At 69.6% G+C, this 23777-nt stretch carries 24 protein-coding genes and 1 tRNA gene; 13 read left to right on the top strand and 12 right to left on the bottom strand.

Annotation, left to right across the window (positions count from 1 at the left end):
• The first annotated feature begins 7 nt into the window (after window positions 1–7).
• Together AW271_RS31835 and AW271_RS31830 are read left to right on the top strand one after the other, a co-directional pair.
• Complete coding sequence (locus tag AW271_RS31835) at window positions 8–1504, top strand: hypothetical protein (protein ID WP_062341314.1); 1497 nt, start codon at window positions 8–10, stop codon at window positions 1502–1504.
• A complete protein-coding gene (locus tag AW271_RS31830; protein WP_062341313.1) occupies window positions 1501–2301 on the top strand; it encodes a hypothetical protein in 801 nt (266 codons plus the stop codon). Before AW271_RS31835 ends, AW271_RS31830 begins: the two co-directional genes overlap by 4 nt.
• Here the strand turns inward: AW271_RS31830 and AW271_RS31825 are convergent.
• The 4 genes from AW271_RS31825 to AW271_RS31810 are packed head-to-tail and all read right to left on the bottom strand — an operon-like array spanning window position 2228 to window position 6088.
• Window positions 2228–3286 (bottom strand): ABC transporter ATP-binding protein, encoded by a 1059-nt coding sequence (locus AW271_RS31825; RefSeq protein ID WP_062341312.1) that lies wholly within the window; start codon window positions 3284–3286, stop codon window positions 2228–2230. The two genes, AW271_RS31830 and AW271_RS31825, sit on opposite strands and share 74 nt — an antisense overlap.
• Window positions 3283–4077 (bottom strand): ABC transporter permease, encoded by a 795-nt coding sequence (locus AW271_RS31820; protein WP_062341311.1) that lies wholly within the window; start codon window positions 4075–4077, stop codon window positions 3283–3285. Before AW271_RS31820 ends, AW271_RS31825 begins: the two co-directional genes overlap by 4 nt.
• Window positions 4065–4913 carry an ABC transporter permease gene (locus AW271_RS31815; RefSeq protein ID WP_062341310.1) on the bottom strand — a complete coding sequence of 283 codons (849 nt, stop codon included), beginning with the start codon at window positions 4911–4913 and terminating at the stop codon, window positions 4065–4067. The genes AW271_RS31820 and AW271_RS31815 overlap by 13 nt, the downstream gene beginning before the upstream one ends.
• On the bottom strand, window positions 4913–6088 hold the full coding sequence (locus AW271_RS31810) for an ABC transporter substrate-binding protein (RefSeq protein WP_062341309.1): 1176 nt from the start codon (window positions 6086–6088) through the stop codon (window positions 4913–4915). Before AW271_RS31810 ends, AW271_RS31815 begins: the two co-directional genes overlap by 1 nt.
• A gap of 188 nt (window positions 6089–6276) precedes the next feature.
• Between AW271_RS31810 and AW271_RS31805 the strand changes: the two genes are divergently transcribed.
• Window positions 6277–7011 carry a GntR family transcriptional regulator gene (locus AW271_RS31805; RefSeq protein WP_062341308.1) on the top strand — a complete coding sequence of 245 codons (735 nt, stop codon included), beginning with the start codon at window positions 6277–6279 and terminating at the stop codon, window positions 7009–7011.
• Here the strand turns inward: AW271_RS31805 and AW271_RS31800 are convergent.
• The 7 genes from AW271_RS31800 to AW271_RS31770 all read right to left on the bottom strand — a co-directional run bounded on the left by AW271_RS31800 (window position 7008) and on the right by AW271_RS31770 (window position 11955).
• Window positions 7008–7658: an SRPBCC family protein gene (locus AW271_RS31800; protein ID WP_062341307.1), complete on the bottom strand. Its 651-nt coding sequence runs from the start codon at window positions 7656–7658 to the stop codon at window positions 7008–7010. The two genes, AW271_RS31805 and AW271_RS31800, sit on opposite strands and share 4 nt — an antisense overlap.
• Before the next feature lie 57 nt (window positions 7659–7715).
• The gene (locus AW271_RS31795; RefSeq protein WP_062341306.1) at window positions 7716–8348 is read right to left on the bottom strand and encodes a response regulator transcription factor; all 633 of its coding nucleotides are present in this window, start codon (window positions 8346–8348) and stop codon (window positions 7716–7718) included.
• Between the two features lie 90 nt (window positions 8349–8438).
• Complete coding sequence (locus AW271_RS31790) at window positions 8439–9239, bottom strand: family 1 encapsulin nanocompartment shell protein (protein WP_062341305.1); 801 nt, start codon at window positions 9237–9239, stop codon at window positions 8439–8441.
• Window positions 9236–10207 (bottom strand): Dyp-type peroxidase, encoded by a 972-nt coding sequence (locus tag AW271_RS31785; protein WP_245653304.1) that lies wholly within the window; start codon window positions 10205–10207, stop codon window positions 9236–9238. The genes AW271_RS31790 and AW271_RS31785 overlap by 4 nt, the downstream gene beginning before the upstream one ends.
• Before the next feature lie 79 nt (window positions 10208–10286).
• A complete protein-coding gene (locus AW271_RS31780; protein WP_062341303.1) occupies window positions 10287–10901 on the bottom strand; it encodes a class I SAM-dependent methyltransferase in 615 nt (204 codons plus the stop codon).
• Window positions 10898–11245 (bottom strand): hypothetical protein, encoded by a 348-nt coding sequence (locus tag AW271_RS31775; RefSeq protein WP_062341302.1) that lies wholly within the window; start codon window positions 11243–11245, stop codon window positions 10898–10900. Before AW271_RS31775 ends, AW271_RS31780 begins: the two co-directional genes overlap by 4 nt.
• 5 nt (window positions 11246–11250) lie before the next feature.
• The gene (locus tag AW271_RS31770; protein WP_062341301.1) at window positions 11251–11955 is read right to left on the bottom strand and encodes a DUF72 domain-containing protein; all 705 of its coding nucleotides are present in this window, start codon (window positions 11953–11955) and stop codon (window positions 11251–11253) included.
• Between the two features lie 23 nt (window positions 11956–11978).
• On the opposite strand from AW271_RS31770, the gene AW271_RS31765 reads away from it, so the two are divergent.
• From AW271_RS31765 to AW271_RS39060, 7 genes are all read left to right on the top strand, one after another.
• On the top strand, window positions 11979–12359 hold the full coding sequence (locus tag AW271_RS31765) for a nuclear transport factor 2 family protein (RefSeq protein ID WP_062341300.1): 381 nt from the start codon (window positions 11979–11981) through the stop codon (window positions 12357–12359).
• A gap of 81 nt (window positions 12360–12440) precedes the next feature.
• Window positions 12441–13091 (top strand): hypothetical protein, encoded by a 651-nt coding sequence (locus tag AW271_RS31760; RefSeq protein WP_062341299.1) that lies wholly within the window; start codon window positions 12441–12443, stop codon window positions 13089–13091.
• Between the two features lie 9 nt (window positions 13092–13100).
• Entirely contained in the window at window positions 13101–13637 is a 537-nt protein-coding gene (locus AW271_RS31755) for an NUDIX domain-containing protein (RefSeq protein WP_063818183.1), read from the top strand.
• Complete coding sequence (locus tag AW271_RS31750; RefSeq protein WP_062341298.1) at window positions 13591–14307, top strand: maleylpyruvate isomerase family mycothiol-dependent enzyme; 717 nt, start codon at window positions 13591–13593, stop codon at window positions 14305–14307. Before AW271_RS31755 ends, AW271_RS31750 begins: the two co-directional genes overlap by 47 nt.
• Before the next feature lie 224 nt (window positions 14308–14531).
• Window positions 14532–16712, top strand: a complete 2181-nt coding sequence (locus AW271_RS31745; RefSeq protein ID WP_062341297.1) for an McrB family protein — start codon at window positions 14532–14534, stop codon at window positions 16710–16712.
• The gene (locus tag AW271_RS31740) at window positions 16709–17911 is read left to right on the top strand and encodes an McrC family protein (RefSeq protein ID WP_062341296.1); all 1203 of its coding nucleotides are present in this window, start codon (window positions 16709–16711) and stop codon (window positions 17909–17911) included. The genes AW271_RS31745 and AW271_RS31740 overlap by 4 nt, the downstream gene beginning before the upstream one ends.
• A 92-nt stretch (window positions 17912–18003) precedes the next feature.
• Complete coding sequence (locus tag AW271_RS39060) at window positions 18004–20952, top strand: AAA domain-containing protein (protein ID WP_083977555.1); 2949 nt, start codon at window positions 18004–18006, stop codon at window positions 20950–20952.
• A 42-nt stretch (window positions 20953–20994) separates the two neighbouring features.
• Here the strand turns inward: AW271_RS39060 and AW271_RS31730 are convergent.
• Window positions 20995–21068 (bottom strand) — tRNA-Lys (locus AW271_RS31730).
• Between the two features lie 90 nt (window positions 21069–21158).
• Here AW271_RS31730 and AW271_RS31725 point away from each other — a divergent pair.
• The 3 genes from AW271_RS31725 to AW271_RS31715 all read left to right on the top strand — a co-directional run bounded on the left by AW271_RS31725 (window position 21159) and on the right by AW271_RS31715 (window position 23765).
• Complete coding sequence (locus AW271_RS31725) at window positions 21159–22001, top strand: AAA family ATPase (RefSeq protein WP_062341295.1); 843 nt, start codon at window positions 21159–21161, stop codon at window positions 21999–22001.
• On the top strand, window positions 21998–23323 hold the full coding sequence (locus tag AW271_RS31720) for a vWA domain-containing protein (protein ID WP_062341294.1): 1326 nt from the start codon (window positions 21998–22000) through the stop codon (window positions 23321–23323). Before AW271_RS31725 ends, AW271_RS31720 begins: the two co-directional genes overlap by 4 nt.
• Before the next feature lie 262 nt (window positions 23324–23585).
• Window positions 23586–23765: a hypothetical protein gene (locus AW271_RS31715; RefSeq protein WP_062341293.1), complete on the top strand. Its 180-nt coding sequence runs from the start codon at window positions 23586–23588 to the stop codon at window positions 23763–23765.
• Window positions 23766–23777: the final 12 nt, after the last annotated feature.

The raw sequence follows: 23777 nt of genomic DNA, 5'->3' as shown, positions 1-23777 counted from the left end.
CGTCGCCATGGCCGGCGCTCTCGCATGGGCGATACTCACCGGAGAATGGCACGTCTTCTTCCTCGCGACCGTCTCGGACCACTACGACTCCACCGATCTGGCGCCGGTGCTCCTGGCGTTGGTCGCGGCCGGGTTACGCGGCTGGCTGGTCTGGATGATCCTGGTCCGGCCTCCCTACCGGGGGCCGGCGTGGATCCGGCTGCTGCGGTTCCTGCTCTATCTGAGCGCCGTGTTCTTCCTGCTGGGGCCGGTGCTGTCGGCGGCGTCGGACGCGGCCGTGTACGTCGGCTATCTGGTGACCCTGCCGGTGTTCGCGCTGCTGCCCCTGGTGTTCCGGCAGGCGCCACTGGTCCTCCGGGTGATCGTGGCGGTGGTCGGGTTCTCCGCGTGCCTCCTGCCGTTCGTCGTGCCGCTGCCGCAGGGGGTGACGGTCTTCTGGCCGGTCGCGGTGGTGCTGCTCCAGGTGTTCTGCCGGTGGAGCCCGGTCACCCGGTGGCTCGGCCTGCTCGCGCTCGGGTACGTCGGCGCGATGACCCTGCTGCCGGCCCAGTTCACCACGTATTCCGACTGGAGCGCGGTCTGGGTGCTGACCGGCGCCTTCGCGGTGACCCAGGCGTTGTGGCTGGCCCGCACCGCCGCCGACCTGGGCCGCGACCACGCGGCCGGGCCGCCCGCGCCGCTCGTGTTCCGGGTGGCGGCGGTCGTGCTGGCGTCGCTGGCGGCCGGGGCGGCGGCCTGGGTGGTGCTGCGCCCCCCGGTGACGGTCGTCAACGAGATAGTGCAGGGTGACGAGGCCGACGAATGGACGATCGGCTGCGAGCGCTGGACGGTGCTCGGGGAGGAGTACGTCACCACCGCGCCGCACGAGCGGGAGAAGGCGTTCCTGTGCCTGGCCGGCCAGTACGACCAGCGCCCCGACGCCGAACTGCTGGCGGACGGGCGGAACCTCTGCGCCGCCGAAACGCTCTACTCCGGCACCATGGAGAGGCTGGTCTACCTCTGCCCCGAGAGAGTGGCGGAGGTCGCCCCGGGCCTGCTGCTCGGCCGGGCCGTGGTGGACGCGATGCACGCGGCCTGCGCCGACCCCTGGCCGCGCGTCCGGTCAGGCGGGGACTTCCCCACCATGCCCTACCTGCTGGAGAAGCCCGGCGAGGGCTACCGGGTCGCCACCCACCGCCTCCGCGACGACCCGCCCGGCTGGCTCGACGAGGTGCCGGTCACCGTCGGAGCGGGGGTGCAGGGGGTGTGCCTGACGTACAAGACGCTGAAGCAGGCGCCGCCCCTGCGGGCGGACGGGTGGCGCAGCGTCGTCGAGGTCCCGCTGTTCTCCCACGGCTCCGTGGCGCTGCGCGGGCTCGACGGGAACTTCCTGGACGACATGGGCGAGGGCCGCCAGCGCATGCGCGTCTACACCCGCGACCTGACCGTCGAGGGCCTGCGGGCCGAACAGCACCTGATCGTCGCCTTCCCCGGCCGCTCCGCGAAAATGGTCGTGCACAAGTGATCCGAACCGTGATCGTCGCCCTCTACGGCCTGGCAGTGGTCGTCGCGGCCGTCGTCTCGATGGTCGGCGGCGACCTGGCGCCCCTGTCGGTGGTCACCGGCCTGGGACCGTGGTGGGCGCGGAACTTCGCCGGTGACTTCACCGTGCCGCTGCTGCTCGTGGTCGGCGCGCTCAACGCCTGGTTGTTGTGGGAGCTGCTGGCGACACGCCGCACGCGCGACCGCACGGTCAGGTGGTTGCGGCGGCTGCTCTACGCCGAGGTGGTCATGGACCTGGCCGGCTGGGCCCTGCTCGGGGAACTCGGGGAGCTCGCGGACGCCGTGGCCGGGCTCGGCCCGCTGGTCCTGGGGTTGTGCGTCGGCGTGGCGGTGTCCCTGGCCTTCCCGAAGGTGTCCCGGGCCTACCGGGTGACCCTGCTGGTGCTGGCCGTGCTCATGGCGGTGCCGTGGGGCCTGGCCTTCTCGCCGGTGGTGGTGATGCTGGTCCCCGTGGTGTCGTCGCCGGCGTGGTGGGTCATGGTGCTTCTCGCGCAGCGGCGCGACGGACGCTGGAGCGCGCTGACCGTCGGGCTCGGCTGGTGCTCGCTCGTGCTGGGATCGGCGAGCTGGGTGGTCCCCATGGTGGGGATGAGCCTGTTCCCGGCCCTCGGGATCGTCTCGTCGCTCTGGGCGGCGCGGACCGCCCGGGAGGCCGATCGCCAGAGCGGCGATCGGCCTCTTGGGGTCAGGCGACCGGTTCGACCGGAGCGGCCACCGCGGTTCGGGGAGCCGTCAGGACCGGGCGTTCGACCAGCGTGACGTCGACCTTCAGGCCCGGCGCGAGCCGGACCGCCTCGTGGCCCGGGACGTCGGCCAGGACCTCGCCGCCGCCGTCGAGCTGGATGCGCAGCCGGGCGATGGAGCCCCGGAACGACGACGCCAGGATGAACGCGCGCCCGTCGCCGGCGGGGGTGACCCGCACGGCCTCCGGCCGGACCAGCACGTCGACCTCCTCGCCGGGGGCGGCGCCGTCGAGCGGGAGGAACTGGCCGAAGACCTCGACCGTCTCCCCCGACACGCGGCCCGGCAGGTGGTTCATCGTGCCGACGAACTCCGCCACGAACGGGGTCGCCGGGCGGTCGTACACCTCCGCCGGCGGCGCCACCTGCTCCAGGCGGCCCGACTTCAGCACCGCGACCCGGTCGGCGACCGAGAGGGCCTCCTCCTGGTCGTGGGTGACGAAGATGGTGGTGATGCCGAGTTCGAGCTGGAGCCGGCGGATCTCCTCGCGGAGGTTCACCCGCACCTTGGCGTCGAGCGCCGACAGCGGTTCGTCGAGCAGCAGCACCTTCGGCTGGAGGGCCAGAGCGCGGGCCAGGGCCACCCGCTGCTGCTGGCCGCCCGACAGCTGGTGCGGGTAGCGCTCGCCGAAGCCGCCGAGGCCGACGAGTTCCAGCAGCTCGGCGGCTCGGCTGTGGCGTTCGTCAGTGGGCCGCCGCCGCACCCGCAGGCCGAACGCGACGTTGTCGCGCACGTTCAGGTTCGGGAACAACGAGTAGCTCTGGAACACCATCCCGGCGTCGCGCCGGTTGGCGGGCACGCGGGTGACGTCGGCGCCGTCGATGAACACGGCGCCGGTGTCGGGGCGTTCGAAGCCCGCGACGCAGCGCAGCGCGGTCGTCTTCCCGCAGCCCGACGGGCCCAGGAAGGCGATCAGCTCGCCCTGCTCGATGGTGAGGCTGAGGCCGTCGAGGGCGACCGTGCCGCCGAACGAGCGGCGCAGCTCACGGAGTTCAACGGTCATTTCGACTTCCTTCCCGCCCCCGAGAGGGTGAGCAACAGCAGCCAGATCAGGCCGAGGCTGAGCACCGACAGCGCGACCGAGAGCTGGCCGTCGTTGCCGGAGATGGTGACGATCCACACCGGGAAGGTGCGGTAGCCCATCAGGGCCGCGATCGTGTACTCGCCCATGACGAGCGCCAGGCTGAGGAACGAGGCGCTGGCCACGGCCGAGCGCAGGTTCGGCAGGATCACCCGGAACAGCACGTACGGCCACGAGGCGCCCAGGTTCCGGGCCGCCTCCACGAGGGTGCGCACGTCGACGGCCCGCAGGCCGGTGTCCAGCGAACGGTAGGCGAACGGCAGCGCGAGCATGACGTACGCCAGCACGAGGACGACGGGGAAGTTCTCGTCCTGGATGGAGATGAGGGTCTGCCAGAACGGCGTGGCAGCCAGGGCGTCGGTGCCGCCGCGCAGCGCGTTGGCGATGCCGACGACGTAGGTGATCGGGGGCACGATGAGCGGCAGCGTCGTGATGGTCTCCAGCACCGGACGCAGGCCGGGTGCCCCGAGACGTACCGCGAGGAGGGCCGGCAGCGCCAGGAGCAGGACCAGCACGATGACCGCGGCCCCGAGCAGCAGCGACTTCACCAGGCTCTCGGTGAAGCCGGGGGCCGAGACGATGCGGCCGTAGGCGCCGAGGGAGAAGCCCTGCGTCTCGTTGTAGACGGTGAACCAGACCGAGATCGCCAGCGGCACCAGGAAGTAGACTCCCGCGACGCCGAGCGTCACCCGACGCCACGTCACGCCAGCCATCGGGAGCTCCTCTTCTGCATCGGGAGGTAGACGGCCATCACCAGCAGCGCGACCACGATCATGTCGAGGGACAGCGCGAGGGCGATGTTCTCGTACCCGATGAGGACGTTGCCCGTGAGGGCGTCGGCGATCTGCAGCGTGACCAGCGGCACCGACGCGCCGACCATCGCGGCGGCGGTCGCGTAGGCGGCGAACGCGCCGCCGAACAGCAGCACCGCCCCGCCGAGCAGCGACGGGCCGAGCACCGGGATGCCGACCATGCGCCAGAACTGCCAGGTGGAGGCGCCGTTGTTCTGCGCGGCCTCCCGCCACTGCGGCTTGAGGCCGTCGAGCGCGGGGGCGATGACCAGCACCATCAGCGGTACGGAGAAGTACATGTAGACCAGGGCCAGGCCCCAGAAGTTGTAGAGCGCGCCCGAGCCGAGGCCGAGGGCGGCGGTGACCACGCCGGAGTTGCCCAGCGTGGCGATCCAGATGAAGGCCAGCGGCACGCCGCCGAAGTTGGCCAGCACCCCGGAGGCGGTCAGCACCGCCTCACGCAGCAGGCCGGACCGCGAGGTCAGCACCGCCTGGGCGAGGAACGCGCCGAGGACCGTGCCGCCGAGCGCGACGACCGCGGACAGCTTGAGGCTGGACCACAACGCTCCGATGTACGGCTGCTTCATGGTCGCCGACAGGTTGTCGAACCCCAGCCCGCCGCCCTTGACCGAGAAGGCGCCGAAGACCAGCACCACCACGGGGACGCCGAACGCGATCAAGGTGACCAGCAGCAGGGGCGCCGCGGCCAGCCACCCGGCGCCGCCACCGCGGCGCCGGGCTTTCGTCAGGCCGGACATCAGCCGGCGACCGCGGCGCCCCAGCCGGAGGCGATGACTTCGTTCGCCTTCGTGACCTGGTCGGCGGTCGGGAACGTCGGCTCACCGTCGACCGGCGGCAGGGCGGCGGAGGCGGTCTGGTCGACCGAGCCGTCGGCGATCATCGCGGGGAGCAGGACCGGACGGGCGAAGCCCTTCAGGTACAGGTTCTGGCCCTCGGCGCTGTAGAGGAACTCCTGCCACAACCGCGCGGCGGCCGGGTGAGGGGCGTCCTTGTTGATGGCCTGGGCGTACAGCGAGATGTACTTGCCGTCGGTGGGGATGACGGTCTTCCAGTCGAGGCCCTTCGGCGCCATGATCGGCGCGTAGGCGGCGTTGTTGTAGTCCCAGTCGATCGAGATCTGGGTCTCGCCCTTCTCGATCGTCGCCGGGGTCGTCTCGACCGGGTTGAAGTTGCCGGCGTCCTTGAGCTTCTTGAAGAAGTCGATGCCGGGCTGGATGTCGTCGAACGAACCGCCGTTGGCGAGGGCGGCGGCGTACACGCCGGCGAAGGCCGAGCCCGACTTGGTCGGGTTGCCGTTCATCGCGACCTTGCCCTTGTACTCGGGCTTGAGCAGGTCGGCGAAGGTCTGCGGGCAGGTGGCGATCTTCTTGGCGTCACAGGCGATGGAGACGTAGCCGCCGTAGTCGTTCACCCAGAGGCCGTTCGCCTCCTTCTGCGCGGCGGGGATCTTGTCCCAGGTCTCGACCTTGTACGGCGCGAACAGGCCCTCGGCGGCGCCCGAGTAGGCGAACGACTGGCCGATGTCCAGGACGTCGGGGGCGCGGTCCTGGCCCTTGCGGGTCTTCACGGCGTTGATCTCGTCGGCGGAGGAGGCGTCGGGGGTCTCCTCCTCGATCTCGATGCCGGGGTACTTGGCCTTGAACGCGGCCAGGATCGCGCCGTAGTTGGCCCAGTCGGGCGGCAGGGCGATGACGTGCAGCTTGCCCTCGGCCTTGGCGGCCTCGTACAGCTTGTCGACGCCGCCGAAGTCGGCGGCCGAGGTGGCGGTGCGGGCGTCGACCGCGGCGGCGCCACCGGAGGCGGCGGCGGAGGACGTGGAGGTTGCCTCGGTGCCGGGCGCGGACCCACAGGCCGCGACGGCGATCAGCAGACCGGCGGTCAGGCCGGTGAGACGGACTCGGGAAGAGACCACGGTGAACTCCCAATGGAGCGAAGTGCCCAGAACTTGTTCAAACAAGCTAGGGACACCACATCGCCCGCCATCGTCCTGCCGGTGAACAGTCGGAGGCCATTCGTCAAATGGCTAAACACCTACTTTTGCGGACGAATCGCGGACCGTACGGTGAGCCCGGACCTGTACACAACGACTGGGAGCGGCCCGTGCACCCGCGTTACGCGCGCATCGCCGACGAGCTCCGGGCGGCCATCCTCGGCGGTGAGCTCCCGGTCGGCGCGCCCCTGCCCTCGGAGACGGTGCTGGCCGCCCGGCACAAGGTGGCGCGGGGGACGATCCGCCAGGCCGTCGCGGTCTTGACCGCCGAAGGGCTGGTGGGCTCCCGCCAGGGTGCCAGACGGATCGTGCTGGGCCGCGAACGCAGTCAGAACTTCGCGGTGCTGCACAGTTTCGCCGAGTGGGCGCGGGCCGCCGGGCACGAGGTGACCGGCCAGGTGATCGAGCAGAGCCGCCGCACGGCCGGCGCCGCCGAGGCGGCCCGTCTCGGGCTGGCCGTCGGCGATCCGGTGCTGCAGGTGCTCCGGCTGCGCCGCCTCGACGGCGTCGCGGTGCTGCTCGAACGCACCGTGTACGCCGGCTGGCTCGCCCCGGCGGTCGAGCGGTTACCGGCCGACTGCGACTCGGTCACGCGGGCCCTCTTCGAGTCGCGCGGCCTGGTGTTCGCGTACGGGGAGCATCTGATCGACGCCGTCGCGGCCGGGACGGAGGACGCCCGCCTGCTCGGCGTGCGGCGGGGCGGGCCGCTGCTGCGGCAGCGGCGGGTGACGACGACGCGGGAGGGGCGCCCGGCGGAGTGGTCGGACGACCGCTACCGGGCCGGCAGCGTGACGTTCGCGATCCGCAACGCGGCGGGCGCCCTCGCGGTGCACCCGCAGGACTAGCTGTAGAAACCGCTCTCGATGCGCTGCTTGAACACCGACTGGATGCCCTGGTGGGCCATGACGCCCTGCGAGACCGTGTAGTCGATCAGCAGGATGCTGGCCTCGAACGTCAGGTTCTCGGTCACCCGGGTCCCGGCCGCGCCGAGGTCCTCGAAGGTGATCGTCTGGTGGGTGATGACGTTGGGCAGCGTCCACGAGTCGACCTCGTAGAAGTACCCCGCCGCGTTGACGCGCTGCTGGGCGTGGGTATTGATCGGGGTCGCGGGCAGCCCCGGCTGGAGCGGCGTGTTCTCGATCGCCGTCTGGTTGATGGTGCGCACCCCGGCGGCGGTGGTGTCGGAGTGCACGACCACCCGCTGGAGCAGCGGGTTGGCGCCGATGTGGTTCTCGAAGTTCGAGTAGATCCCGAAGACCTCGTCGCGCGGGGCGGCGATGTCGACCGAGATGCTCTGCGAGCGGGCGGCCCGGCCGAGCGCGGGGTGGGGGTGGTTCAGGGCCTCGATCAGGGTGTACGTCGTGCGGGCCAGCTCCCACTGGACGGCGACCAGCGGGTCGGAGTCGGCCCGGGCGGGCGAGCTCATGACGGACAGGACCATCGCGAGGGCGAGCAGTGGAGCGCTTAACAGCCGGAACGGCTTCTTTCTCATGGGCACATCACACCCCAGAAGCCGTTGGAACGCTCCTGGCAACACCTGCCAGTCTTTTCAGGGGATCAGCTTGTAACCCACGCCCCGCACCGTTTCCACGACATTCGGCTCGCCGAGTTTGGCGCGCAGATGCGCGATGTGGACGTCGAGAGTCCGCGCCGCCGAACGGCTCAGGTCCTTCCAGTTCTCCAGCAATAACGTCTGCTTGGTGACGACCTCGCCGGGCGTCTGCACCAGACGCCGGAGCAACGCGAACTCCTTCGGCGTCAGCGGCACGTTCCGGCCGTCGCGCCAGACCAGATAACGCCGCGCGTCGATCTGGATGTCGCCCGCCTGGAGCACGTCGGTCTTGCCGCCCCGGGTGCGCCGCAGCACCGCCTCCAGCCGGGCCTCCAGCTCCTCCATGCAGACGGGTTTGACCAGGTAGTCGTCGGCGCCGGCGCGCAGGCCGCGGACCCGTTCGGCCCGGTCGTCGCTGGCCGACAACACGATGATCGGCACGTCGCTGACCCGCCGGATCTCCCGGCAGGCCGCGGTCCCGTCGTCGCCCTGGACGCCGAGAAAGACGACGTCATATCCGAGAGTCGCCGTCCGGTCGGATCCGACCGTGACCGAATAACCGCTTTTCCCCAAGGCGGCCTCGATCTCGGCCGCCGTCTGACTATCTTCGTCCACGACGAATACCCGCATGTCTCCCCGTGTTTAAAGCTGTGGCCCCCGCCCCGTCCGGGCAATACTGGTGGGTATCCGTTGACCTGTCAATAATTGCCGAAGAACCAATTACGGACTCGTCAAATGAATGGCCGCCTCCGCCGTGAACGGCAGGAAGGTGAACGACTCCTGGAGATAGAGCGTCACCGTGGTGTCGGTATGGCTGAGATATCCGATGGAGACGTCCTGACCGAGATGCAGATCGAAGTCGCCGCCCCGGGTGGTGAGCACGACCGCGCCGCTGATCGCCGGGGCCCAGATGATGTCGCCGCTCACGAAGCGCCGGAGGTGCTCGATCACGGGGTAGCCGTGGTCGGCCGTCTCGGCGACCCCGGTGTAGGCGTCGGCCGACAGCAGCACCGAGTAGGGGCCGTCGACCCCGGCCATGCGCAGGATGCCGAGGGCCTGCGCGATGGCGTCGGGATAGGCCCGCACGTCGGCCGGGAGCACCAGCGGCGCGTGGGCGCTGAGCGGGATGACGCCGGAGATCTGGCCGGGGCCGTACCCCTCGAAGACGGCCCGGTCCTCGGCGATGGCCAGCGCGGCGGCGGCGTCCTTGACGGGCTGCCAGTCGGAGTCGTTGGAGCCGCGCTCGACGTCGTCGACCGCCTCCCGGTCGAGCTCGAACGGCCGCCGCAGCTCGACCAGCCGCGACACCTCCCGCTGCCGGGCCTGCACGCCGGTCGCGGGCGGCTGGATCGGGGTCGTGTGCCCGGTCGACACGGCCGACAGTTCGGTCCCCTCGGGGCCGTGCACGTCGACCACCCGGCGTCCGGCGATGTGCCGTTTGAAGGTGCGGGCGGCCTCCTCCTCGATCTGCGCCCAGGCGGCGTCGGAGATCGGGGCCAGCTCCCGATGGAGGTTGTTCATGTCTGCGGCACTCCCTTGAGGTCTCCGATGATCAACCGGCCGGCCTGCGACTGAGCGGGCTCCGGCGGGTCTTCCAGGAAGGCTCCTGAGGGGACGAAGTAGAGGGAACCGGTCAGCGCGGTGGAGAAGTCGAGGATCCGGTCGTAGTTGCCGGGCGGGTCTCCGATGAACATGTTGGTCAGCATGCGTTCGAGCAGGCCGGAGGTGCGGGCGTACCCGATGAAATAGGTGCCGAACTCGCCCGCCGAGGCGTTGCCGAAGGGCATGTTGTCGCGCAGGATCTTCAGCTCCGTGCCGTCCTCCTCGATGACCGTGAGGGCGTTGTGCGCGTTCGGCGGCTTCACGTCGTCGTCGAGCTCGACGTTGGAGAGCTTGTGGCGGCCGATGACCTTCTCCTGGTCCTCGGTCGCGAGCCGGTTCCAGGTGGCCAGGTCGTGGACGTACTTCTGGACCAGCACGTAGGAGCCGCCCGCGTAGTCGGGGTCCTCGTCGCCGATGAGCACCGACCGGTGGGCCAGGTCGCCGGTGGGGTTCTCGGTGCCGTCGACGAAGCCGAGCAGGTCACGGGCGTCGAAGTAGCGGAAGCCGTGCACCTCGTCGGCGCTCGCGACCGCGTCGCGCAGCCGGTCCATGATCAGCCCGGCCAGCTCGAAGCACAGGTCGTGCCGGTTGGCCCGGATGTGGATCAGCAGGTCCCCCGGGGTCGACGGCGCGTAGTGGGCGCCCCGGATCTCCTCGAACGGGTGCAGCCCCGCGGGCTTCGGCAACCCGGGGAAGAGCCGGTCCCACAACTGCGACCCGAACCCCAGCACGCACGACAACCCGGGGTCGAGCGACCGGAACCCGACCGTCCGCAACAACCCCGCCAGGTCTTCGCCCAGGTCCCTGACCACCTGGTGCCCGGTGGGCTTGATCGTGGCCACGATGAAGATGGCCGCCGGGCTCAACGAGCCCAGGACCGCCTGCACACCGCTGCGATGATCCTCCACCCCGTAAGGCGTCGCCGGTGACATGGTCGATGAACCTCCTGATCCGGTACGGGTTCGTCTATGCCCGGTAGTGGGAGACGACGGCCGGCTGGCCGGTGTAGTTGGGCCCGGCGGTGTCGTCGGCGCCCAGGTATTCGTAGGGGAACTCGACCACGGCCGGGCCGGTCCGGGAGACGCGCTTGTTCCTGGGGTCGTAGGCGAACCCCTGGCTTCTGAGCGCGGCCAGCAACTTTCGGCGCGATCCGGCCTCGATCGACGCGACGTCGAAGTTGGCGGCGAACCGGCCGTGCTCGGTGAGCCAACCGGCGATGTCGGCGAGGACCCTGAGTTTGTCGCCGAGGTAGTGGAGGCCGTGAACGACGGTGATCAGGTCGTACTTCCTTTCCGGACGCCAGCCCGGAATCGACGCGACGACCAGCTCCAGGCCCTTTCCCGGGGGCACGGCGAAATGGCCGGCGAGGTCGACCCCGGTGACGTCGGCGCCGAGCATCACGGCCTCGGCCAGGGCGTGGCCCTCACCGCAGCACAGGTCCAGCCACGATCTGTCTTTCACGGTCTCGGCCAGATTCAGGCCGAGTTCCCGGGAGTAGCCGCGCAGCCGGCGGCCCCGGTTCATGGCGTTGTTGGCGACGACCGAGGAGGCGTCCAGCTCGGCCGGACCGAGCAGCCTCATTCGGCGCGGAACTCGTGCACGACCTCGATGAGGCCGACGATGTGCCGGTTGAACTCGTCGAGTTCCTCGGCGGGCACCCACAGTTCGAGGATCGTCTCGCCGCCCGCCCGCTGAACCGGGTAGCGCTCGGCGAACTCCGCCTCGACCTCGAACCGGGTGACGTAACCGACGCCGGAGGCCGGGACGTTCCAGTCGCGGGCGATCGTGACGGCGTAGTGCTCGTTGAGGACCGGGTAGAAGATCGGTTGCTCGGGCAGCCTGGGGGGCCACGCGGTGAAGCCCGACCGGCGGACCAGCTCCAGTTCCTCGGGGCCGGTGGGACGCCACAGCGTCATCGTGCGCATATGCCCTATTTTGTCGCCAGCTGACGGAACCGGCGGGCATTTCGCACCGCCGCGCCGGTGGGGTCGTTGTTGAAGTAGACGTAGCCGTCGTCGGGCAGTCTTTCGAGCCAGGTCTTCATCGCCTGGTCGCCGTATTCGGGCGGGTTCTTCCTCGACGTTCCCTCGTGGAATCGCAGGTAGGTCCACGTGGTCGTCCGCCAGAGCGGGCTCATGAGCCGTCCGCGCCGGTCGCTCCAGACCAGGGCGGCCGACCGGTTCTCGAGGATTCGGCGGGTGTCGTCGTTCCACCACGACTCGTGGCGCGGCTCGACGGCCAGCTCGACGCCTTTCGGAAAACACCGGAGGCACTCGTCGAGAACGTCCTGTTCATAACGGAGAGTGGGCGGCAGTTGAATGAGGATCGGCCCGAGTTTCTCGCCCAGCCCCTCGGCCACCTCCATCAGCCGGCCGACCGGTTCCTTCGGGTCTTTGAGCCGCCTGACGTGGGTCAGATAACGGCTCGCCTTGACCGCCATGACGAAATCGCCGGGCGTGCGGTCGTGCCATTGCTCGAAGGTCTCGCGCCGGGGCAGCCGGTAGAACGCGCCGTTGTTCTCGACGGTGCCGAATTCGGTGCCGTAGTGCTCCAGCCAGCTTTTCTGCGGCAGGCCCCGCGGATAGAGCACACCGCGCCAATCGGCGTACTGCCAGCCGGACGTCCCCACCACCATTCCCTCAGCCTAGGCTTCACCGGGTGAACACCAGGGAGATCGCCCGCCGCTTCGCCCAGACCTGGCAGACCGGCTGGGCCGCCCACGACGTCGACCTGCTCCTTTCCCTGTACGCCCCCGGCATCGTCCACCGCTCGATGCCCTTCCGCGAGCCGCACCGCGGCCTCGACGCGCTCAGGGACTATCTGACGTGGTCGTTCTCCGAAGAAGACGTGCTCGACGTGCGATTCGGAGAGCCGTTGGCCGACGGCGATTCGGCGGCGATCGAGTTCCGGGTGAGCGCCCGCGAAGGGAACTTGGCGGGCTGCGTTTTCGTGACGTTCGACGCGGCGGGATTGGCCGTCTCGACCCGCGACTATTGGCACATGTCAGATAATCCCGACCATGTCGAGAAATCGGAGTGATCTGCAACGGGATTCCGGTTCAGACCGCTCCTCCTCCGCTCCGACTGCGCCCGCGCGCATCCCGGATACGTCTAGAACAGCATGAAGCGAATCCTGCCGCTCATCCTGCTGGCCGCCTCCTGCCCCGCCCCCGGCGTCATGTACGCCTGCAACGGAGAACCTGTCCCCCCGGCCGCCCTGACCGGTCCACCGGCGACCCGCCTGGGAGCCGACGGGCGGGCGGCGCTCAGGGGAACCGAGGTCCACGCCCCCGCCGACCTGGCAGCCTGGCACATCGTCGAGGAGAGCCCCGACCGGGTGGCCCTGATCGGCGAGATCGAGCAGCCCGACGCCCCCGACTTCGGCGACAGCACCCACCAGTACCTGCTGATCGAACGGTTCGGCCCGAACAACGGCTGGCACCTGCGCACATCCACCCGCTGCTCCCTGCACCGGGTCTTCCCCGGCCTCGACGACGCCGACCTCGCCCTCGGCTCGGCGGCGGGCACCCGCCTGAACCTCCTGGTCACCGAACGGGCGTGCGCGAGCGGCCAGCCGGCCGTCGGCCGGGTCGAGCTGGTCGAACTGGAGGAGACCGACCGGGAGGTGCGGGTCGCCGTGGCGGTCCGGCCGAAAATCGGAGGGGCGACCTGCCAGGGCAACCCGCCCACGCCCTTCACCGTCGAACTCTCCCGGACGTTGGGTGACAGGTCCGTCGTGAACGTCGGGGTTCACCCCGCCCGGCGGCTGTAGCATCGCCCGGTGAATCTCCCCGCGTGGTACGCCGCCCTCCCGGTCGCCATCTCCGCCGCCGGTGTGCTGTTCACCGACGAAGACGGCCGGGTGCTGCTGGTGCGCACGACGTACAAGAACGATTGGGACGTGCCCGGCGGGGTGATCGAGGTCGGCGGCGGCGAGACCCCCGCGGCGGCGGCCCGCCGCGAGCTCCGGGAGGAGCTCGGCCTCGACCGCCCGGTGGGCGACCTGCTCAGCATCGACGTCCGGCCGGCCCGCCCCGACCGCCGCCCCATGCTGGCCTTCCTCTTCGACGGCGGAATCCTGAGCGCCGACGACCTGGCCGAGATCCGCTTCCTCGACGGCGAGATCGCCGAAGTCCGCTTCGTGGCCCTCGACGACATCGGCGGCCTGGCCGAGGCGGCGCTGGCCCGCCGCATCCGCGCCACGCTGCGGCACCCCGGCCCGGGCCTGCTGTTCCTGTCGGACGGCGAGCCGACCGGGGATGATCGTGCCCATGGACCACATGACCGCCCTGATCGACCAGAACGCCCGCTTCGCTGACCTCGTCACCGACGCCGACGAGACGACGGAAGTCCCGACCTGCCCCGGCTGGACCCTGAAGCAGCTCTTCCGCCACGTCGGCCGGGGCGACCGCTGGTCGGCCCAGATCATCAGCGACCGGATCGGCGAATACCTCGACCCGCGCGAGGTCCGCGACGGCAAACCCCCGGCCGACCCCGAAGGCGCCCTGGCCTGGCTCCGCGAAGGCCCCGCCATCCTGCGCGACGCCATCGATTCGATCGGCCCGAACACGTATGTGTGGACGTTCTGGGGCCCCCGCCCGGCCGAGTGGTGGGTCCGCCGCCGCCTGCACGAGGCGACCATGCACCGCGCCGACGCGGCCCTCGCCCTCGGACGCCCCTACGACCTCTCGCCCGACCTAGCCGCCGACGGCATCGAGGAGTGGATCGACACCGTCGCGGCTCCCCGGCCGACCCTGGACCCCGGGGTGACCGTGCACCTGCACACGACCGACACCGAGGGCGAGTGGATGTTGCGCGGCGAGGAGGACCGGGTGGTGTGGGAAGTGGGGCACGGGAAGGGCGACCTGGCGGTCAGGGGGCCCGCGACCGAGCTGTTCCTGGCGCTGCTGAACCGGCGCGAGGGCGCCCTGGAGATCTTCGGCGACGAGACGATCTGGACGTCGTGGCGGGAACGGGCCCGTTTCTGAGCTCACGCTTCGGCGTGAGGGTGGCTCGGCCGCCCGGGTCTCGCGGATTCCGTGGCGAGGCCGTTGACTTCCGCCAGGATGATCAATCGGGCGGCCTGCTCTCGACGCACACCCGTTCTTGTCGGGACTGAGTTCAACAGTCAGGCTGGCGCGAATACAGAAAGCCGTCTATCACTGTTCACCAAAGGCGGTACCCCCATTGATGCATTGATGAAGGGAAAGCCATGGATCGGGAACAGGGTGTGATCGTCTGCCGCGCCGCACGTCAGGTACTGGGAGGCGGCATATTGACCGGTAAGTCATCGTTCGCGCCAAACATCGCGGCCTGGACCCCTGATGCCGCCGACGAGCTGTTCCGGCGTTTTGTGGAAAACGCCGACGAATCGTCCGACCAGTTTCTGGTCAAACTGAAACGGCAGATCTCCGAAGCCGGTGACGAGGCGATCGTGCTGGCCGCCGAACTCCTCTACCTCAACCTCTTACCACTCAGTCCCGCCACGATCGGCGCCGACCGCAAGGCGGTCATCCTCCGCACGGTGCTGTCATGGGCGTCGACCGAGGTGACAGTGCCCGCTGAGCTGGCGAGCGCCACCTCTCCGGGCTATCTGAAGGGAGGCGTGGCCTTCCTCAACTATCGCTGGGCCCAGTTCGCCTTCCTGATCCGGTTGGTGCGACTGCTGACGAGATCTCCGGCCGAGGAGCGCCAGACCGCTCTGAAGGACCCCTGGCGCTTCCGTGAGCTCGCCCAGTCGGTCTTGTCCGACCACGATGGCAACTCGCGGGCCCGCGCCCAGTTCCACGTGCTGCTCTTCCTGATGTTTCCCGACGTCTTCCTCCCGCTCTCGGTCGAGCAGAACAAGCTCTCCATCCGCGACGCCTTCGCCGACCGGCTCGCCGCGAAGAGCGACGACGTCGACCGGGATCTCCTGGCGATTCGCCGTCGGATCGAGGCGGAGACCGGCGACCCATTCGACTTCTACGACGAACCATGGCGATCGCGCTGGGATATACCCCGTGTGGGGAACCAGAAGGGCTGGCTGGTTCGCGGCGCCAACGTCAGCGGCAAGAACATGATTCCGGTCTGGTTGGACCAGGGATTCTGCTCGATCTCCTTCTCCGAGATCGCAACGGACGTTCCCCCCGGGGCCACTCGGCAGCAGATCGCGGACATCGTCGCGGCCGCCATCCCCGACGCCAGGCAACGCACCAAGGATCTCACCACCGGCCAGCTCCATCGATTCCTCACCGAGTTCAAGCCGGGCGATCTCGTCGCCACGCTGGACGGCGACAAGGTCTACGTGGGCCGGATCACCGGTGACGCCTACCGCGACGACGCGGCGGGGCCGGACGCCGCCAGACGCCGTCCGGTTGAGTGGAAGCCCACGTCGCTGAGCCGTGAGAAGCTTCCGGAGGAGGCCAAGGCGAAGCTCAAGGCGGTGATGACCGTCACCGAGCTCACCAAGGTCATCGCGGCTCTGGCCACCGACGCCGGGCTCGACGAGCAGGTCAGCGACGAACTTTTGACAGAGGACGAGACCCGCGACGTCATCGTGCCGCACATCGCGCAGGAGACCGCCGACGCGCTGCTCATGCCGCTCGACTGGCTGCAGGAGACCGCCGACCTGCTCGCGGCCAAAGGCCAGCTGATCCTCTATGGACCGCCCGGAACAGGCAAGACCTATCTGGCCACCAAGCTCGGCGAGGCGCTGGCGGGGCCCGATCGCACCCGCCTCGTCCAGTTCCACCCCTCGTACGGATACGAGGACTTCATCGAGGGCTTCCGCCCTCGTCTCGAGAACGGCGTGCTGGCGTTCGACCTTGTGCCGGGTCCGCTCAAGCAGGCGGCGAAACTCGCCGGGGAAGAACCCGACCGCCCCCTCGTCCTGATCATCGACGAGATCAACCGCGCCAACCTCGCGAAGGTCTTCGGTGAGCTCTATTACCTGCTGGAATACCGCGGGCACTCGATCACTCTGCAGTACTCTCCCGACGACCCCTTCGACTTGCCGAAGAACGTCTTCGTCATCGGCACGATGAACACGGTCGACCGTTCGGTGGCCTTGGTGGACGCCGCGATGCGCCGCAGGTTCGCCTTCCGGGCGCTCGCCCCGAACAAGCCGCCGATCGCCGGATTGCTCGACCGATGGCTGAAGGGGAACGGCCTTCCCCCTCTGGCCGCACGTCTCCTCGACGAGATCAACCGGCGCCTGAATGATCCTGACAGGGCGATCGGTCCCTCGTACCTGATGAGGAAAGAGGTCGGCACCGGCCACGGCCTGAGGCTGATCTGGGCATCCGAGATCCTGCCGCTCCTGGAAGACCAGCTCTACGGCGATGTCGACGACGTCGAAGCCGACTACGGTCTCGAGGTCCTGCTCGCCGCCCTCGGCGAAACCCTGCCATGACCCTCGAACTCCATCTGACCGAGACCACCACCGCTGAGCCGCGGACGCTGACGCCGAGTCAGGTCGCCACCTTGACGACGGTCCCCGAGCTCATCACTCTCACTCCGGCAGGGTCGCGATGGCGGCTCAAGGCCGGCCAACGAGTGGGTACCGTCCGGCTGGGCACGGGCGACGGCGCGGTCGAACTGAGCATCGCGCCGAAGCTGCCGATCCGGCGGCTGTTCGGCTTGCTCGACGACCTCGGCGTGCAGTGGCAGGCCGGTGAGGTCATGGCCGCCGCCGACGATCGGCCGGTGCCTCTGCTGGCCACCGTGTTCGCCCGTGCCGCCGAACGGACGCTGCGCAGCGGCGTCCTCCATGGCTACGTGCACCGCGAGGACGCGCTCACCGTGGTCCGCGGTCGCATCCGCACGGGTGCCCAGGTGAGCCGGCGCATGGGACGGCCCGTCCCGATCGAGGTCGCCTACGACGACTACCTCGCCGACATTCCCGAGAACCGGCTCCTCCTCAGCGCGATCGAGGTCGCACGGCGCCTTCCCGGTGTACCGGAGGTCACGACCACCGTGCTCCGGCACCTTTCCGGTCGGCTGGTCGGGGTGACACCCATCCCCGGGGGAGCACCCCTGCCGCGCTGGACACCGAGCCGGCTCAACACTCGCTACATCACCGCACTCAAGCTGGCCGAGCTGATTCTCTCGGGTGCGTCGTTGCGGCAGCAGGGCCTCAGGGCAGTGCACATGAACGGATTCCTTCTCAACCTGGCACAGGTCTTCGAAGATTTCCTCGTCCGCCGCCTGACCATCGCGCTGCGCCCTTTCGGACTGCGGTGCACCGCGTCTCAGGAGTCACGGCTGACCGAGCGGCACGGCACTCGAATCAGAACCGATCTCCTCGTCCACCGCGCCGGGCGGCCATCCGTGGTCGTCGACGCGAAGTATCGAACCCTCAAGGGGAACCCGCCGCCTGAGCACCTGTATCAGGTGATCGCCTACTGCACCGCCCTCGACGTCGCGGAAGGACATCTCGTATACGCCTCCGGCACACCGGCGGCGGAGCCGTACAGGATCCGAAACTCCACCATCCGCGTTCACGCCCACGTTCTGGACCTGGATCAGGAGCCGAGTGACCTCTTCCGCGATGTCGACAGGCTCGCCGGACGCCTGCACGGCTCCGCCAACCGGGAGAAGACCACGACATGAGACCGACCGGCTTCCTCACCAGCACGGAGGAAGGCTGATCCCGTTATCGTGTGAATCGTACGGTCATGTTGACCTCCTATCCCAGGAGCGCGATGACAGGTCCGTTCCCGGTTGACGAACTCCTGCGGGCCGTACGCCTGGAGATCGACGCCGAACTGCGAAGCGACGGTGACGGGGAGAAGCTCACTCTCTCGGCGGGACGCCGGACCGGGCGGAACGAGTACCTGTTCACCTGCGCCACATGGCGAGACAGGTTCGCCGGCGACCGGATGCTCATCCGGCTCTCCCGCAACCGGGACGCGTGGGCGCGAGCCGAGGTCCAGCGCATGCCCGACGGCAAGGTCAAGGTCCGCACCTCGGCCGACCTCGGCGCCCAGCCGGCCGAGGCGCGGCTACGTGAAGACGAGACGGCCGGCTGGGAGGCCGTCGTCGAGAAACTCGAATCGGCCGCCGGGGGCGGCCTCAACCTGACGGCCGCCGGATGGCTGACCGGCGACGGACGGCCCCGCGTCGGCCGCTGCACCACCCCCGAACGGTATGTCCGCGGCTACCGCGAACGCCTGCTCAACGACCGGCAGCGGCAGGCGATCGAGCAGGCCCTGGGCAGTGATCTGACCTTCGTCTGGGGCCCGCCGGGCACGGGGAAGACCGACGTGGTGAGCTGTATCGCCGAAGGCAGCTACCGCCAGGGCCTGCGCGTGCTGTTCGTCGCTCCAACGAAAGTGGCCGTCGACCAGGCGCTGGAACGGATCTGCACGCTCCTGTCGGACGAGGACGGCTTCGACGCGGGGCTCGTGCAGCGTGCCGGGGAGATCGAGCTGCCCTCGCTGGCGACCGCGTTCGGCGACGACATCGATCCGGCCCGGATCGCCCGGCGGCTGTCGGGTTCGATGGTCGCGCAGATCGCCGACGTCCAGTCGCGGCTGGACGCGGCCCGCCGTGACCTGGCCGTGCACGCAGAGGCAGCGGAGGCGGAGGCCCGGCTGGCCGACCTGCGCGCGGCGTGCGAGGAGACCGATCGGGCACTGTCCTCCCTACAGGAACGGATCCGGTCGCGGCAGATCGCGATCGGCGAGCTCGACCGGGAGATCCACGCCGTCAGCACACGTCCGGGGCTCTTCGCCAAGAAGAAGCAGGCCAAACTGGAGCACCTCGGCCAGATGCGGTGGGAACGGCAACACGAGCTGGCCGTCCTCGACGGGCGACTCCCGGCTGCCCTCGACGCGCGACGGCGGCGCGCGGAGGAGATCAGCCAGGTCGAGGCCGGGGTGCTCGCGGCGCGCGGGCGGCTGCGGGCGCTGCCGCCCGCCGGGCAGTTGCACGAGACCGTCGACCGGTCGCAGCGCCTCCTGACGCGGCTGCAACAGGACCTGCAGCGGGTCGCCGAGGTCGTACGCGGCAACTGCCGGGTGATGGGCACGACCGTGGCGAAAGCGGTGCAGTCGCGCAAGCTCATGGAATCGGTCGACGTCGTCGTCATCGACGAGGCAGGGATGGTGAACACACCCTCGGCCTGGTGTGCGGCGGGGCTCGCCGCCCGCCGCCTGGTGGTCGCCGGGGACTTCCGCCAGTTGCCGGCGGTGACCAAGGCGTCGGGCGATCGCGCAGCCACCTCTGACGACAAGGAGCACGCCCGGTTCTGGATGGACCGCGACCCGTTCAGCCTGGCCGGGCTCGTCGACCCGACCGGCACGGCCCGCCGCGCCGATCCGCGCATGGTGTGCCTCGACACGCAATATCGCATGCGTCCGGCGATCTGCGACATCGTGAACACCGTCGCCTACCCCGACGCGCCACTGCGCACCGGCCGCACCGACCGCAGTGGGTTGCCCGTCTCCGCCCTGCTGGGCGGCCCGGTGATCCTCGTCGACACCGCCTCTCGCCGCATGTCCGACCCTCGGTCCGGGGCCGACGCCCACAAGACCAACACCGTGCACGAGGCCGTCATCCACGAACTCGTCCGCGGTCTGCAGTACGGCGGGATCCTGCCCGCCCGAGGGTCGGCGGCTCCGCCCACCGGGCAGCTGGCGGTGATCACCCCGTACAAGGCACAGGCGCGGGCGCTCCGCGAGAGCCTGACCTACCGGTTCGGCGACCACTACGACGGGCTGGTCGACACCGTCCATCGATTCCAGGGCAGCCAGCGGCCCGTGGTGATCATCGACACCGTGGCCGGCGCCGGATCGCGGCTCGGCTGGTTCTACGAGGGGCTCGGCCTGGCCTCGTCCACGTGCCGGCTGCTCAACGTCGCCCTCAGCCGCGCGCAGGACCATCTCGTCGTGGTGGCCGACACGCGGTTCCTGCGCGCGAGCCTCAACCCCGCAGGGGAGGCCGCGCGTCTGCTCGGCCATCTTGAGCGGCACGCCCACCGGCTGGCGGTCGACGACCTGGTGCCGGTCCGCGGCGCGGCCGACCTGACGGAACTGGCCGAAGAGGAACTGGCCCGGCCCGCGTTCTTCCCCGCCGACGAGGTCGCGCGCGCGGTCGCCTGGGACATCGCCCACGCCCGGCGGTCCGTCGACGTCTTCTGCGCCTTCCTCGATCCCGGGCCCGTCCGCCGCTGGCTCGACGTGCTCGTGCCGAGGATACGGGCGGGCGTCCAGGTGACCGTCCACACCCGTCTGAACCCTCTCGTCGACGACCTCCGCGCCGCGGGGTGCCGGGTGAACCTCCGGGAACGCATGCACGAGAAGGTGCTCATCATCGACGAGACCGTGTTGTGGCACGGCTCGCTCAACCTGCTGGCCAACACGGGCCCGACCGACCTGATGATGCGGATCACCGACCCGGCCTCCTGCCGCCGGGTCAGGCGCATCGTCGACCGCGCCCGAATGGACCGCCCGGCTCGGCCGAGGCCACCGGGCGACGTCGCACCGGGTGTGGTGGCCGACGGCCGCCTGTACCTCGATGTGTCCTTCGACGACAAGGACGAGCTCAAGCGGCTGGTGAGAGGCGCCAGGTGGGACGGCGCCCGTCGGTTGTGGCACGTCGACGCCACGGTCCCTCGCCACGTGGTGGCGCGATGGCTGCCGAAGGCATGAAAAATCCCAGGCCAGAACAGCTCCGGCCTGGGATTTTCGCTGTGCGCCGCCAGGGACTCGAACCCCGGACCCGCTGATTAAGAGTCAGCTGCTCTAACCAACTGAGCTAGCGGCGCTTGAAGCCCTTGTAGATTACCGCGACTCCGAACCCCCACCAAATCGGGCTACAGTAGAACATCATTCGGTACGCCCAAGGGGAAGCCCACGTGACCTGGTTCGCCTCACCGTCGGAAGCCGTCACCCGTCTCCGCCAGACCGGATACCTCTCCGACGACGCCATCGCCACCTCGGTCTTCCTGGCCGGCGTACTGGAGAAGCCCCTGCTGGCAGAGGGCCCGGCCGGCGTCGGGAAGACCCAGCTGGCCAAGGCGATAGCCGAAGCGGCAGACGCCGACCTGGTCAGGCTCCAGTGCTACGAGGGCCTCGACGAGGCCAGGGCCCTCTACGAGTGGAACTACAAGAAGCAGCTGCTCCGCATCCAGGCCGACGACGACGCCTGGGACGACATCTTCGCCGAGGAGTTCCTCCTGGAGCGGCCGCTCCTCAAGGCGATCAGGTCGGAGCGGCCCACCGTCCTGCTGATCGACGAGACCGACAAGGCCGACGTCGAGGTCGAGGGCCTGCTTCTGGAGATCCTCTCGGACTTCCAGATCACCATCCCCGAGCTCGGCACCATCAGCGCCGCGCGGAGACCGTTCGTCGTCCTCACCTCGAACGCGACCCGCGAGCTCAGCGAGGCGCTCAAGCGCCGCTGCCTCTACCTTCACCTCGACTACCCGACCCCCGAACGTGAGCGCGACATCGTGCTGGCGCAGGTGCCGGGCATCGCCGAGGCGCTCGCCGAGCAGCTCGCGCGGACGGCGGCCACGTTGCGCGCCCTGGAGTTGAAGAAGTCGCCGAGCATCGCCGAGACCGTCGACTGGGCGCACACCCTGCTCGCCCTCGGGCGTGAGGTGCTCGACGAGCAGACCGTCGCCGAGACGCTGGGCGTCGTCCTGAAGCACCACTCCGACCAGCAGCGGGCCGCCAAGGAACTGGGCCTGCGGTGATCGACCGGCACATCGGCTTCGTGCACGCCCTGCGGGAGACCGGGCTACCCGTCTCGCTGGCCGAGGGGCTGGACGCCGCCCACGCCCTCCGGCACATCGACCTGGCCGACCGGGAGACCCTGCGCCAGGCCTACGCCGCGACGCTGGTGAAACGGCCCCAGCACCGGGAGGGCTTCGACGTCCTGTTCGACCTCTGGTTCCCGTCCACGACCCAGGGCCCGCCGAAACACCGGGGCGACGACCCCGAAGACCTGCGAACCGAGCTCGCCGAACTCCTGAAAGGGAATCCCGGCGACCCCGGGTTCCGGGCGTTCGCGCAGGCCATGGTCGAGCGGTTCGGCCGGGTTCAGGCCGGGCCCGGACGCCAGTCGTGGTTCTCCTATCCGGTCATGCGCGCGCTTTCGCCGCAGACGCTGATCGCCAGACTCCTGGGTGAACGGGGCGGGCTGCCCGAGAAACTGGCCCGTCAGCGCATCACGACGAACATCGCCGCGTTCGAGGCCGAAGTGGCCACCGACGTCAGGCGCAGAATCGCCGAGGAACAGGGCCGCGAACGCATCACCAGATCGGCGGTGAAGCCGCCGATCGACCACCGCGACTTCCTGCGTGTGACCAAGGCGGAACTCGCCGAGATGCGGAGAGAGATCCACCCCCTGGCCCGGCGACTGGCGACCCGCCTGTCGATGAAACACAAGAAGGGCGACCGGGGCCGCCTCGACTTCCGGCGGACGGTCCGGGCGTCGCTGCAGTCGGGCGGGGTGCCGCTGACCACCCATCTGAAGCCCCGCCGCCCGCACAAACCGGAACTGGTCGTCGTCACCGACGCCAGCGACTCGGTCTCCGGCTTCGCGCAGTTCACCCTGCTGCTCACCTTCGCGTTGCGGGAGCAGTTCACCAAGGTCAGGGCGTTCGCCTTCGTCGACACCGTCGACGAGATCACCGAGTATTTCGCCCCGGGCGCCGACGTCCTCGACGCCATCACCCGCATGACCACCGAAGCCGACATCAGCAGATTCGGCCGCACCAACTACGGCCACGTCCTCAAAACCTTCGAGGAACGGCACGCCGACGCCCTCACCCCGAAAACGAGCCTGCTCATCCTCGGCGACGCCCGGTCCAACTACCAGCCGCCGAACACCGAGACCCTGAAACGCCTCGCCGGAAAGGTCCGGCACGCCTACTGGCTCAACCCGGAACCGCGAGGGCAATGGGACACGGGCGATTCGGTGGCGAGCGGCTACGCCGCCATGATCCCGATGTACGAATGCAGGAACGTCCGCCAACTCGCCGCGTTCATCGAAGAGACCGACGTCGGCGGCTGAGACACGGAGCCGGCATGCCGTTGCGGGATGAACTCAGGCTGGTGATTCCGATCTGGAACAGCACGCTTCTCCTGGCGGACGTCGACGGCCTCCGAGTTTCGGAACCGCTGCGAGAAGCGTTCGTCGGTCCCGGCGAATTCGCGGGCACGACCGACAACGGTGTCACCACACTGAGCAGCAGCGCTGGGATGAGGAGCCGCCCGTCGACCCCACACTCGACGCGGACACCGCCGAACTGTCCGTTCGGCTCGTCTCGGGAAAGGTGGCCCCCCTCCACCTCATCGGCGGTGTGGTCTATCAGCACATCGATCTGGGCGAGCCGAACGGCACCTGGCGGCTGCGCGTCCTGCGGTCACCCACCGGCGTTCCGGACGACTACGACGACGAGGAAGACGACCCGATCGACGAGACGTTCCTCTTCCAGTTCTGGCCGGCCGAATAGAAGCTCCTTCCC

This window comes from Herbidospora sakaeratensis (assembly GCF_001570525.1).
Lineage (GTDB): Bacteria > Actinomycetota > Actinomycetes > Streptosporangiales > Streptosporangiaceae > Herbidospora > Herbidospora sakaeratensis.
This window is presented reverse-complemented; position numbering and strand designations above follow the sequence as displayed.